The sequence below is a fragment of the Serratia liquefaciens ATCC 27592 genome (assembly GCF_000422085.1).
Lineage (GTDB): Bacteria > Pseudomonadota > Gammaproteobacteria > Enterobacterales > Enterobacteriaceae > Serratia > Serratia liquefaciens.
In genome coordinates this window covers 3,487,191-3,500,769 of record NC_021741.1, presented here as the reverse complement: position 1 = coordinate 3,500,769, position 13,579 = coordinate 3,487,191, and the positions used below count along the sequence as shown (strand labels likewise).

The window sequence follows — 13,579 nt, the reverse complement described above, 5'->3', positions numbered from 1 at the left end:
ATAATCAGAAAAACGTGATCGTTTGCCGCTTTATTAAACGTTAGAAAAAAACGGCATATTGTTAGCCATCAAAGTTCTAAAAATTCATAAACAAGAAGAACACTGGGCTGGCGCAATCTTTTGTCCAATGTCTGCCTGTGTGATTCCACGTAGCTACTTTACCCCAAAATGAGGGCTGCCATTAACCACGGTTTCTCGTCCGTGCGATGGGAGTGATAGGTACCAGACCAGAGATTGCGGTCTCCAGCCCTTGCTTTCGCAATAGAGCGTTTGCGTCACAAGAGGTTTACGGGAGCTTTCATGTCGCCTCACTCCCGTAAATTGATCATTATTAGGCATCGACTGACGGCGGTTGATACGGCTAGCTTTCGCATCGCGTGGGGATCAGCACCTCTTTGCTTTGATATTTATAAGGAATAAAATATTCTTTATGGCCCTGTTCCTCACTTTTGCTTTTTTGCCCGGCTGCAATCGTCACTATCAATTGAGCGATCTCCAGAGAAAGCTGTTGTTGCGATATGGCCCCGCTTAACAGCCGGCCGGCATCCACATCCATATCATCAATCATGTTTTCAAACGTTTGGCTGTTGCCGGTGATTTTTATCACGGGGGCAACCACGGAGCCCACTACGCTGCCGCGACCGGTGACAAAAAAGATAATATGGCTACCGCAGGAGATAAGATCCATCAGCCCTTCATTATCATTAGGGTTAGTGATGCCAAATTGCATCCAGTGAGGATCTGGCGTGCTATCAAGTAACCATAGGCCTTTTCGCTGGGGACAACCGCTGACTTTAAGCACGCCTTGAATGGGGCGAGAGCCGCTCTTTATTACGGCGCCCATGCTTTTTTCTTCGATTGTGGATAGTCCACCGGCAAAGTTTCCTGGACTGACCGAGTATTGCCTCACCGATTTGCAGTAATCGAGCGCCTTATTGTAGGTGGCAACGATTTCATCCTTAGCGCTTTCGGATGCCGCGCGCTGGGACAAAATATCAATCAAGCCTATGGCTTCCACGATCTCTTCAAAAATTGCCGTACCGCCCGCATCGACCAACCAATCAAAAAAGTTGCCCACCGCCACATTGCCCGCCAGCCCGCTGGTATAGTCGCTGCCCCCACACTCACTGCCGATAATCAAGTCTGCAAAGCCCATAGGCACTCGGCTGGTGCGCGTTAATTCTGTCTGCATTCTCCTGACATGCTCAACGCCTAACTCCACACTGCCTTTTGTGCCGCCGGTTTGCTGAATATAGAACCAGGCCGTCGGCTTTCCTTCTTCTTTTGCGATATTGCTGAGCCACTCTGGCTGGATGTACTCACACCCTAACCCTACGGCAAGGACACCACCGACATTAGGATGGCGAATTAATGAGATCAGCATTCTTACGGCGTACTCATTGTCGGTACAACCGGAAAACCCAACCGCTTCAACTTCGGCGTCATTCACTTTTTCGGTTATCTTATCGGCCACAAAATGGGCGCATTCCACGGTGTAAATAACCAATATTTTATTGCGGATCCCCTTGGTGCCGTTCTGGCGCTGGTAACCTGACCACGTCACCGATTTCAGGCTTTCTAACTTATTCATATTTGACATCCTTAGGGGCACCGGTCACCAGATCCAGATGGGATGAGCGTTCGTCATAGTTGCTATGCATAACGTGCAGGTGAACCCAATCGCCGGTTTTTATCGCTTGGGTCGCACTGCCTATGTTGATGCCGTATTTAATGATGGGGTCGCCCATGGAAATGGGGCATAACGCTATTTTATGGCCGATATTGATATTCTCATTGGCGATGACGGTGTCATTCCCACAGCCGCGAACCGAGACTTTGCCGGTTTGTATGGGCGTTAGCGCCGTAGCGACATTATCAACGTCATTAATCTTGTATGCGACTTGCTCCATAATAGGCCTCCTGATCTTATTATTTAGACTGGATATTCAGTGCTATCACCAAGCAATAGCACTGGCTAATCAATCAGAAACCAATCAGAGCGCCACCATCAACCACCAGAACCTGACCGCTGATAAAGGCGGCTGCCTCTGAAGCCAAATAAGTAGCGGCCCAGCCAATGTCTTCTGGCTTGCCGAATTTCTTCATCGGGGTTCGTCCGAGAATTTTATTGCGGCGCTCATCATCTCCTTCAATGGCCTTCCGCAGCATGGGTGTGTCGATCCAGCCCGGGGCGATGCCGTTGACGCGTATGCCTGCCCCAGCCAGTTCGGTGGTCAGCGCGCGGATAAGCCCCAGGTAGGCCGATTTCGCCGCCGCATAGCCGGCGACATAGGGCTGTCCGAGAAATGACGTCATGGAGGCGGTAAACAGAACGCTGGCATTGCCATGCTGCTTCATGTGCGGGACTAACGCTTTGGTCAAGGCAAACGCTGCGACAACGTGAACATCAAGAACGGATTCAAAATCCTCAACGCTCATCTCCTCGATGGGCTTTTTGCAATGGTTGCCCGCGTTGTTGACCAGGATGTCGATCTGCCCAACCTGGTCGAGCAAACCGTTCACCCATGCCTGGGTTTTGGTGGTTTCACTGACGTTAAATTGACTGTAGGTTGCCATAGGACCGAGGTTTTCAGCAGCCTGCTGAGCGAGTGGACCATTGAGGTCGGCTATGATGACTTTTGCGCCACTGGCCACCATGCATTCAGCCATTGCGTAACCCAAGCCGCTGGCCGCGCCAGTAATTAATGCCGTTTTACCTTCGAGTGAAAATGCATTTTTTAACATAGTTATAATCTCTGATTAATTGCGGTTAAAAGGCGATAAGTATTTTGGTCACGGCACCAGGATCGGCTGCCCACGCCATAAAGGCTTCACCTGCCTGGTCGAGCGGGTAATGAGTGGTGATAATTGAATGCAGGGGATAGCGCTGTTGTTCCATCAAGGCCAGAACGGCGCGAAAATCTGCCACCGTGGCGTTTCGTGAGCCGCGGATATCCACCTCTTTCAGCAAAAAAAGCGCGCTGTTGTAGTTAACCGGTTTTTTTGCGTAGCCGACGTAAACGATGCGGCCAGAAAAGGCGACCAGTTCGAGAGATTGCTCTATTGAAGAGGTTTGCCCGGCGGCCTCAATGACCAGTGCCGGGCCACGGCCTTCGTCGATCCTGCCCAGCTCGTCGGCGAGGTCGACCTTTGTCCCATTGAGGAATGAGCAAGCGCCGCAGGCCAGAGCCACGGCCTGTTTGCGATCGTCTATGTCTATGGCGATCACCCGTGCTCCCATTGCTGCTGCAGCGGCTATGGCCCCCAGACCAATGACACCGCAACCTATCACGGCCACCCATTCTCCAACCTGAATGGCACCACGACGGGCGGCGTGCAGCCCAACGGCCAGAGGTTCAACCAGAGCCAGTTCATCAAAGCTCAGGGCATTGCAAACAAGAATTTTATTCGCTGGGATAACCAGCCTTTGCGCCATACCCCCCTGACGCTGGACGCCGAGCGTTTGATTGTGCTTACAAGCGTTCGGCCTGCCAGCGAGGCAACTGCTGCAAACCCCGCATTCTGTACAAGGCAAGACCACCACACGATCGCCCGGTTTGGCCGTCGTGACATTGCACCCTGTGCGGATAACTTCGCCGCTAATTTCATGGCCGGGGATGCAAGGGTAGACAACCAGGGGGTTAAACCCACGGTAGGTATTTAAATCGGAGCCGCAGAGGCCGACGCGCTGGACATCAATAAGAACATCATTATCACCGCATACGGCCTCAGGGATATCGACGAACTCGGTATGGGAATTTTTATCAATGGTTAATGCTTTCATTATTATTGTTTCCTCAGGTTTGTTAAGGTGTCCGTGAGAGGTTGTGCTTTTTTATTTGAATTAATGGGTTTGACAAATAACGCTACGCTTAATGCGCCGAAAATACCTACGACACCGGCTAATACGAAGGCTGAAATAAAACTGCCACCGCTGTATTGAACAATAAAACCGGTCAGAATAGGGGCGATCATGCCTGAAGTATTCGCCAGCAGGTGAACAAAGCCGCCCACGCCACCCACTTTATCTGCGGAAATACTGTCGGAAATAATAGACCAGGGCGATGATGCTGCCAGATACATAAAGAATATGCCGAAGGACATCATAATGACGGCAAAGGTCACGGAGTCGACGATCCCGGCAATACAGATGCATATAGACGAGGCAATTAAACCGACAACAATAAGCAGCTTTCTGGAAAAAAGTAATCTTCCGCTTTTCTTGTAAATATAATCGGAGACAGCGCCTCCCATGACCATGCCCACACTGCCAAGTAACCATGGGATCGAGGAGGCAATACTCATTTCAGCAATGTTCAGCCCTTTTGCCATTGAGAGGTAGCTGGGAAACCAGGTCAGGAAGAAATAAAGAATATAGTTGATGGCGAAGAACGCCATGCCGGTCGCCAAAACCAGTGGCTGTGTCAGATAAAAGCGAAACGGCAGCTTGGTCTGGGTATCATGGTTTACCGGCGCATTGTGCAGAGCCGTTTCAAACTCTTCAATTTCAATAGGCTGGGTCTTCGGGTGATCTTTAGGGTGGTCAGTAAAGTTTTTCAGCCAGAAGAAGGTCCACACAAAGCCAAGTGACATGAGGATGATAAAGGCCACTCGCCAGTTCCACATAATGATCAGGAATCCAACGATGGGGCCCGCGATAGCCCCTCCGAGTGGATTGCCTGCATTGGCAATACCAATGGCGCGTGCGCGCTGGTGAATCGGGATCCAGTGGGTGATGACCTTATTGATGTTGGTGCTGACCGGGCCTTCGCTCATCCCAAAAATGACTCTAATAATAAATAGGATGATGTAGCTGAAAGCGACCCCTGTCAGACCACAGAATAACGACCAGGTAAGCATGGCAATGGCCATCACTTTGCGCGGGCCGTAAATGTCAGACAGGTACCCCCCGACGAAGTTAAATAAGGCATAGCCGAAGAAGAAGCTGCTCAGCATGACACCAATTTCAGCAGGAGAGAGTTGTAGATAATCTTTTATATAGGGCATGGCAACAGAAAATGCAGCCCGATCCAGGTAGTTAATAATGCTGGCTATAAACAAGAGTGTTATTATTTTATTTCTCTGTTTCATAATTGCATACTCATATTGTATGACTAAATATAAACCCACCTTGCCAATCAATATTATGGGCTTAGTGAAATTACATTACGCCAAAGGTTTCGAATGCCTCTACCGTGCTCATGCCATTGCTGATGGCCGTCCTGACGCGATTCTCTGTGGAGACTTTTTCTAATGCCAAACTAATGGCGTCACGTTCAACTTCTTGCGGGATGATTAATACACCATCGCGGTCGCCATAGACGATATCACCTGGGTTTACCCTTATTCCGTTAAATTCAATAGGAACGCGATAATCGATCACCTTTCCTCTGGGGCCTTGATCTTGTGCATAAGTGCCGTGTGAGAACGTGGGGAAATTTAATTCCAGGATTTCATTGCTGTCGCGTACATAACCATCCAGCACGGCGCCAGCCGCTTTCAGATGACGAGCCCGGGTTGACATCAGGCCGCCCCAAAGCGCGTAACGCAGAGAACTTCCCGTGGCGATGTACACCTCGTCTTCTTTCAACGAGTCCAGTGCTTCAAACATTAACCCAAAAGGCTGTTGGGTGATTTCGTTATGCCCAGAGCTGGATTTGAGCTCGTAGACATCGGCTTCGAGCACTGGCATTGCTCTGCCGGCAACCACCATATTCATCTGAAGCGGTTTAATGGAGGGGGCAAAAAACTGATGTAAAAATCCCATAGTATCAAGAATATCCCCCACAACGGCGGGGAACAGCTTGGTGCGCATCAGTTGGAACAGCTCTTTATCATTCGACCACATTTTTTTCTCCTGAAAAGACAATTTCTATTTGGCCTTAAGAGCAGGCTCGGGTGTTTGCACAGGAAAAATTACGCGCAACCTATCAACCTGTCAAACAGGTTGATAGGGATGATTTTATATATGATATTAAGCTCACATTTTTAGTAAAATGGCGGCGAGAACCGCCCGGAAGGGGCCGTTGATGGTGTTGAATTGTGGTGGTGGTCTGAGAGAAGAAAATATCGTGATGTTTTCTGCATTGCTTTCATCTAGTTCATTTGAAGTTGTAAATTTTGGAGTCGTTTAAAATGGATACAAAGATGCCGATTCAGAGCCACACATTGTCCTCGCAAATCAAGCATTACGTGCTGGATATGATAAGCCAGCAACAGCTGACGCCGGGGATGGCGGTTCCAAGCGAAGTAAAATTAATTGAGGAGCTGGGTGTCAGTCGTGGTGTGATCCGTGAGGCATACCGTTCGCTATCCGCTCTGGGTATTCTGGAGATAAAAAGCGGTAAAGTCCCGCGAGTGAAAGCGTTCGACAGCAGCGTGCTTGAGCTTATTTTTGGCTTTGCTATAGCTTCAAATCAGGTGTCCGTCTCCCAAATACTTAGCGTGCGTCAGTGGCTTGAAATCGGCAGTGCCGGCATGGCGGCGACCAACGGCAATGAAGAGGATTTTCGCCAGTTACAGGATGAGATGAAGCAGATTGAGGATTGTATCTTCGATACAGACAAATTCATTCAGCATGACATTAACTTCCATCTCATTATTGCCAGGGCATCTCGCAACCCTCTGTCCGCTATTTTATTGCAATCCCTGCATGAACAACTCAGACGTTCTATCCATGCTGGCCTTGAGGCGCAAAGTGGAACCGACGCCGAAAGAAAACAGATTGTCTCTTTGCATCAGGATATTTGCGATTGCGTTTGCGCCAAGGACGCGGAAGGAGCGATGAAAGCGATGACGAACCATTTTAATACGGCGGTCAACTCTTTGATTGAAAAGGGCGAGAAGGCCAATGACGGGGCCTGAAGAAGGGCATTTATTTTTGTGCGGCGAGCGCTTAAACACTCACCGCATTTGAGAGCGGCATCAGCCTTCGTGTTGAGTATGTACCATGTAGTTCACATCAACGTTGCCGCCCAGCTTGAAGTGGTCGGTGATCGGGTTGTAATGCAGGCCAATCATGTGTTTTTCGCGCAGCGGCGTGTGGTCGATCCAGCCGATCAGTTCAGAAGGGCGGATGAATTTCTTATGGTCGTGGGTACCCTGCGGGACCATCTTCAGAATATATTCCGCACCTATGACCGCCATCAACCAGGCCTTGGTGTTGCGGTTGATGGTGGAGAAGAACACATGACCACCCGGTTTGACCAGGTGAGCGCAGGCGCGCACCACCGAAGCCGGATCGGGAACGTGTTCCAGCATTTCCATACAGGTCACGACGTCGTATTTTTGCGGGTTGGCCTGGGCGTGGCTCTCTACCGTTTCCTGCACGTAATCCACATTCATGCCGGTTTCCAGCGCGTGTAATCGGGCCACTTGCAATGGCTCGGCGCCCATGTCCAAACCGGTCACTTTGGCACCTTCACGCGCCATGCTTTCCGCCAGAATGCCGCCACCGCAGCCCACGTCGAGGACGGTTTTATCAAAAATGCCGCCTGAACGTTGCAGGATATAATTCAGACGCAGCGGGTTGATACGGTGCAGCGGTTTGAACTCACCTTCCAAATCCCACCAGCGAGAGGCCACGGCCTCGAACTTGGCGATTTCCTGATGGTCTACGTTTTGCGCTTGGCTGGATGATTCTGCATTCATGGGCGTATTTGGCTCCTGGTTCTCGTTGCGCGGATTATACATGTTCCGGCGCAGCGCCGTCTGCGCCGATGCATTTTTAGCGCACATATATGCACAATTTCAGTGAATCGGCGGCGGTTATTTTCCCGTAAAGCGTGCTTTGTGATATAGTTTTACACCTTTGCCACTATGGCAGCGGGCAGATGAATCATTAGTAGAGGGATAGCAGCTCCATGAGCGACCTTGCCAGAGAAATCACACCGGTAAACATCGAAGACGAGTTGAAAAACTCGTATCTGGACTACGCGATGTCCGTAATTGTCGGACGTGCGCTGCCAGATGTTCGTGATGGACTGAAGCCGGTACACCGCCGCGTTTTGTACGCGATGAACGTACTGGGTAACGACTGGAATAAACCATACAAGAAATCGGCCCGTGTCGTCGGGGACGTCATCGGTAAATATCACCCACACGGTGACAGCGCGGTTTACGACACCATCGTGCGTTTGGCCCAACCGTTCTCACTGCGCTATATGCTGGTGGACGGTCAGGGTAACTTCGGTTCTGTCGACGGCGACTCCGCCGCGGCGATGCGTTATACCGAAGTGCGCATGTCAAAAATTGCTCACGAACTGCTGGCGGATCTGGAAAAAGAAACCGTCGACTTTGTGCCTAACTACGATGGCACCGAGCAGATCCCAGCCGTCATGCCAACCAAGATCCCGAACCTGCTGGTTAACGGCTCGTCGGGTATTGCCGTGGGTATGGCCACCAACATTCCGCCGCATAACCTGTCAGAGGTTATCAACGGCTGTCTGGCCTACATCGATGATGAAAACATCAGCATCGAAGGCCTGATGGAACACATTCCGGGGCCGGACTTCCCTACGGCGGCGATCATCAACGGTCGTCGCGGTATCGAAGAGGCCTATCGTACCGGGCGCGGTAAAGTTTATGTCCGTGCGCGCGCTGAAGTGGAAGCCGATGCCAAAACTGGTCGCGAAACCATTATTGTTCACGAGATCCCGTATCAGGTGAACAAGGCGCGTCTGATCGAGAAGATCGCCGAGCTGGTTAAAGAAAAGCGCGTGGAAGGCATCAGCGCACTGCGTGACGAGTCCGACAAAGACGGCATGCGTATTGTCATTGAAGTCAAGCGCGATGCGGTTGGCGAAGTGGTACTGAACAACCTGTACTCACTGACGCAATTGCAGGTCACCTTCGGTATCAACATGGTGGCATTGCACCAGGGGCAGCCGAAGTTGCTGAACCTGAAAGACATTTTGCAGGCGTTTGTTCGTCACCGCCGTGAAGTGGTCACCCGTCGTACCATCTTTGAACTGCGTAAAGCTCGCGATCGCGCCCACATTCTGGAAGCCTTAGCTATTGCTCTGGCCAACATCGATCCGATCATTGAACTGATCCGTCGCGCGCCGACCCCTGCGGAAGCGAAAGCCGGATTGGTTGCTCAGGCATGGGAACTCGGTAACGTGAGTGCCATGCTGGAACGCGCGGGTGATGACGCGGCTCGCCCTGAGTGGCTGGAGCCGGAGTTCGGCATCCGTGACGGCAAATATCACCTGACCGAGCAGCAAGCTCAGGCAATTTTGGATCTGCGCCTGCAGAAACTGACCGGCCTGGAGCACGAAAAGCTGCTGGACGAGTATAAAGAGCTGCTGACCGCCATTGCCGAGCTGATCTTTATTCTGGAAAACCCAGACCGCCTGATGGAAGTGATCCGCGAAGAGCTGATTGCAATCAAAGAGTTGTACAACGACGGCCGTCGTACCGAGATCACCGCCAATACTTCAGATATCAATATCGAAGACCTGATCAACCAGGAAGACGTGGTAGTTACGCTGTCGCACCAGGGCTATGTGAAGTATCAGCCATTGAGCGACTATGAAGCGCAACGCCGCGGCGGTAAGGGCAAGTCCGCTGCACGTATTAAAGAAGAAGACTTTATCGATCGTCTGTTGGTGGCTAACACCCACGATACGATCCTGTGCTTCTCCAGCCGTGGCCGCCTGTACTGGATGAAGGTGTATCAACTGCCTGAAGCCAGCCGTGGCGCACGTGGTCGTCCAATCGTCAACTTGCTGCCGCTGGAAGCCAATGAGCGTATCACCGCCATTCTGCCGGTGCGCGAGTATGAAGAAGGGCGTCATGTGTTCATGGCAACCGCCAGCGGCACCGTGAAGAAAACCGCGTTGACCGACTTTAGCCGCCCACGCAGCGCCGGCATCATCGCCGTTAACCTCAATGAGGGTGACGAGCTGATTGGCGTTGACCTGACCGACGGCAGTAACGAAGTCATGCTGTTCTCCGCCAACGGTAAAGTGGTTCGCTTCCCGGAAACGCAGGTGCGTTCAATGGGCCGTACTGCTACCGGCGTGCGCGGTATCAACCTGGGTGAAGGCGACAGCGTTATCTCCCTGATTGTGCCTCGCGGTGAAGGCGATATTCTGACCGTTACCCAGAACGGCTACGGTAAGCGTACTGCGGTCACCGAATACCCGACCAAGTCACGTGCCACCCAAGGGGTTATCTCCATCAAGGTGAGCGAGCGTAATGGTCAGGTAGTGGGTGCGGTGCAGGTGGATACCACCGATCAGATCATGATGATCACCGATGCCGGTACGCTGGTGCGTACTCGCGTTTCGGAAGTCAGCGTGGTTGGCCGTAATACCCAGGGTGTTACGCTGATCCGTACTGCGGAAGACGAGAATGTCGTCGGCCTGCAGCGCGTTGCCGAACCGGTAGAAGACGAAGAGCTGGATAGTCTGGAAGCCGGCGCAGAAGCCGTAGAAGAAGACGCTACGCCGCTGGATGAAGGCGACGACGATTCTGAAGCGGTAGACGACGCGGAAGATGACAACGTCTAAGCCATAGTGGGCGGCATAACGCCCCTATCGCACAGATGAATACAGGGCCTGGCAGCGATGCTAGGCCCTTTTTCAGTTATATGGTTTAATTAGCGAACTCAAGCTAAAGCTCCCGGCTCTGCTATGAACGCGCTGGTCGCCACTCACATTCGTATGGTATCCGATTGAAATATTTAGCCTCTTTTCGCACCACGTTAAAGATTTCCCGCTATCTGTTCCGGGTGCTGGCGATAATGCTGTGGTCGTTGGGGGCGTTGCTCACCACTTTCTATATCCTGAATATCCTGCATCAGAAAGAATCTGACATCCGCCAGGACTACAATCTCAATTTTGATCAGGCACAGGGCTATATCCGTCATTCGGCCGATATCATTCGTGATATCAAATATATGGCAGAAAACCGCCTCAATGGCTCGGTCAGCAGTATGGATATGTTCAGCGGCATTTTTCCCGGCAAGACCAGCTCGCCGGAGTTTTTCCCGCTGTATCCTGAGTCTAACTGTTCACTTAATACCACCTATCGCAACTCGCTCAATGCGTTGAGCGGGCTGATCCAGTACTGGAAAGAGAACTTCGTCGCAGCTTACGATCTCAACCGGGTATTTTTCATCGGTGGCGATAGCCTGTGTATGGCAGAGTTCGGCAGCAGCAGCGGCGTGGCTAACCGCGCAGAGGCCTTGAAAACCCTGCATGAGCGCATCCTTAAATATCGCAACGCTAAGTACCAGGATAAAGACAATAACCTGTACTGGATCAGCCCAAGCCAGCAGCGACCGGATGTCGGCTATTTGTATGTGCTGACGCCAATCTATATTGGTTCCAAGCTGGAGGCGTTGCTGGGCATAGAGCAGACTATACGTCTGGAAGACTTCGTGACTACCGGCAACTTGCCCATTGCTGTGACCTTGCTGGACGAAAACAACGAACCGATACTGCAACTGGCGGATGGTGAACGCAATGCGCAAGCGCCCGACAGCTATCCGCCCGATCAGGCCTACTTTGGTTATGTCGATAATTACCACGACCTGATAATGAAAAAGGCTTTGCCGCCGTCCTCGCTCAGCATCGTTTATGCCGTGCCGGTAAAGACGGTGGTTGAGCGCTTCAAGATGTTGATTCTCAATGCGGTGCTGCTGAACTTGCTGTCCGCCATTGTGCTGTTTACGCTGGCCTGGCTGTTTGAGCGAAAAATGTTCCTGCCGGCAGAGGATAACGCCTTCCGGCTGGAAGAACATGAGCAGTTTAACCGCAAAATTGTCGCCTCGGCGCCGGTGGGCATCTGTATTCTGCGCATCAGCGATGGAACCAATATTCTGAGTAACGAACTGGCACACAATTACATCAACTTACTGACCCACGAAGACCGTGATCGCATTACACGTATCATCTGCGAACAGCAGGTGAATTTTGTCGATGTGATGACCAGTAATAATAATAACCTGCAGATCAGCTTCGTTCATTCTCGCTATCGTAATGAGGATGTGGCGATTTGTGTGCTGGTGGATGTCAGCGCCCGCGTGAAAATGGAAGAATCGCTGCAAGAGATGGCCGCCGCCGCGGAACAGGCCAGCCAATCGAAATCGATGTTCCTGGCGACCGTTAGCCATGAATTACGTACGCCGCTGTACGGCATTATCGGCAACCTCGATTTGCTGCAGACCAAGGCGTTGCCGCAGGGCGTTGATCGACTGGTCAATGCGATGAACAATTCTTCCGGGCTGCTGCTGAAGATCATCAGCGATATTCTGGACTTCTCGAAAATTGAATCCGAGCAGTTGAAGATTGAACCGCGGGAGTTCTCCTGTCTGGAGGTGATTACCCACATCGCCGGCAACTATTTACCGCTGGTGGTGAAGAAGCGGTTGGGGCTGTACTGCTTTATCGAGCAAAACGTGCCTGAGCGCATTTCCGGCGATCCAGTTCGATTGCAGCAGGTGTTGTCCAACTTGTTGAACAATGCCATTAAGTTCACCGATACCGGCTGCATCATCCTGCAGGTCTGCACCCGTGGCAATTATCTGGAATTCAGCGTTCGCGACACCGGAGTCGGTATTCCTGAGAAAGAAATTACCCGCCTGTTTGACCCATTCTTCCAGGTGGGCAGCGGTGTGCAGCGCCATTTTCAGGGTACCGGACTGGGGCTGGCGATTTGCGAGAAGCTGATCAACATGATGGACGGCGACATTGCCGTTGAATCCGAACCGGGATTAGGCAGCCTGTTCACCATCCGTATTCCTCTGTTTAGCGCCCAGTTCCCGATCCCGCAGCCGAGCGATACCTGGCAGGGCAAAACGCTGTGGCTGGATATTCGCAACCAGCGGCTGGAAAGTTACCTGATGGAGATCCTGGGCGGTTATGGTGCGACGGTATTACGCCATCAGGGGCAGGACACCGCCGAAGGCGAAGTCATGCTCAGCGATCACCCGTTGATGATTAGCACGCCGCTGCTGGCGCAGATCCAATTTTCCATTGAGCACATCGGCCCGTCGCAGGAAACGCGCCCGGGTTACTGGATGCACAGCACCTCTACGCCGCGTGAAACCCTGGTGCTGCTTAACCGGCTGTTTGGCACTCAAGGTGAAAGCGGCAATACCCTGGCACAATTGCCGTTGCCGGCCAAGGCTAGCTTGATCGACAACGGTGATATTCATTTACTGGTGGTGGACGACCATCCGATCAACCGTCGGTTGCTGTCCGATCAGCTTAGCTCGCTGGGCTACCAGGTGGTGACGGCCAATGATGGGGTCGACGCGTTGGATGTACTCAGTCGTAACACCGTCGACATCGTACTGACCGACGTCAATATGCCGAACATGGATGGTTATCACCTGACTCAGCGTCTGCGTGAGTTGGACTTTACCTCTCCGGTGATCGGTGTGACGGCGAATGCCCTGGCGGAAGAGAAACAGCGCTGTATTGAGGCGGGGATGGATAACTGCTTGTCGAAACCGGTGACGCTGGAAACGCTGGAGCAAACATTGGCGTATTACAGCCTTCAGGTGCGTAACATGCGTGCCGAATCGGAAAACGCCTGAAAGCAAAAGGGCGCAGCATTATGCCGCGCC

The 13,579-nt window shown here is 51.9% G+C and carries 10 protein-coding genes; 3 read left to right on the top strand and 7 right to left on the bottom strand.

Translation table 11 applies throughout. The annotated features are described in order from the left end of the window. Positions 1-361: 361 nt before the first annotated feature. From M495_RS16465 to M495_RS16440, 6 genes are all read right to left on the bottom strand, one after another. A complete protein-coding gene (locus M495_RS16465; protein WP_020827812.1) occupies positions 362-1,591 on the bottom strand; it encodes a UxaA family hydrolase in 1,230 nt (409 codons plus the stop codon). Further along, complete coding sequence (locus M495_RS16460; RefSeq protein ID WP_020827811.1) at positions 1,584-1,910, bottom strand: UxaA family hydrolase; 327 nt, start codon at positions 1,908-1,910, stop codon at positions 1,584-1,586. The genes M495_RS16465 and M495_RS16460 overlap by 8 nt, the downstream gene beginning before the upstream one ends. A 73-nt stretch (positions 1,911-1,983) precedes the next feature. Continuing rightward, complete coding sequence (locus tag M495_RS16455) at positions 1,984-2,745, bottom strand: SDR family NAD(P)-dependent oxidoreductase (RefSeq protein WP_020827810.1); 762 nt, start codon at positions 2,743-2,745, stop codon at positions 1,984-1,986. 25 nt (positions 2,746-2,770) lie between these two features. Next, positions 2,771-3,784, bottom strand: a complete 1,014-nt coding sequence (locus M495_RS16450) for a zinc-binding alcohol dehydrogenase family protein (protein WP_020827809.1) — start codon at positions 3,782-3,784, stop codon at positions 2,771-2,773. A gap of 2 nt (positions 3,785-3,786) precedes the next feature. Continuing rightward, a complete protein-coding gene (locus M495_RS16445) occupies positions 3,787-5,091 on the bottom strand; it encodes an MFS transporter (protein ID WP_020827808.1) in 1,305 nt (434 codons plus the stop codon). Between the two features lie 70 nt (positions 5,092-5,161). Then, on the bottom strand, positions 5,162-5,848 hold the full coding sequence (locus M495_RS16440; protein ID WP_020827807.1) for an RraA family protein: 687 nt from the start codon (positions 5,846-5,848) through the stop codon (positions 5,162-5,164). Between the two features lie 287 nt (positions 5,849-6,135). Here M495_RS16440 and M495_RS16435 point away from each other — a divergent pair, with 287 nt between their 5' ends. Beyond that, complete coding sequence (locus tag M495_RS16435; RefSeq protein WP_041414771.1) at positions 6,136-6,864, top strand: FadR/GntR family transcriptional regulator; 729 nt, start codon at positions 6,136-6,138, stop codon at positions 6,862-6,864. 60 nt (positions 6,865-6,924) lie between these two features. Here M495_RS16435 and ubiG read toward each other — a convergent pair whose 3' ends face one another. Further along, a complete protein-coding gene (gene ubiG, locus M495_RS16430; RefSeq protein WP_041415529.1) occupies positions 6,925-7,650 on the bottom strand; it encodes a bifunctional 2-polyprenyl-6-hydroxyphenol methylase/3-demethylubiquinol 3-O-methyltransferase UbiG in 726 nt (241 codons plus the stop codon). A gap of 212 nt (positions 7,651-7,862) precedes the next feature. Here ubiG and gyrA point away from each other — a divergent pair, with 212 nt between their 5' ends. Both gyrA and rcsC read left to right on the top strand, forming a co-directional pair. After that, the gene (gene gyrA / locus M495_RS16425) at positions 7,863-10,514 is read left to right on the top strand and encodes a DNA topoisomerase (ATP-hydrolyzing) subunit A (protein WP_020827804.1); all 2,652 of its coding nucleotides are present in this window, start codon (positions 7,863-7,865) and stop codon (positions 10,512-10,514) included. A gap of 164 nt (positions 10,515-10,678) precedes the next feature. Continuing rightward, positions 10,679-13,549, top strand: coding sequence for a two-component system sensor histidine kinase RcsC (gene rcsC / locus M495_RS16420; protein WP_020827803.1), 2,871 nt, complete (start codon positions 10,679-10,681; stop codon positions 13,547-13,549). The last annotated feature ends 30 nt before the right edge of the window (positions 13,550-13,579 follow it).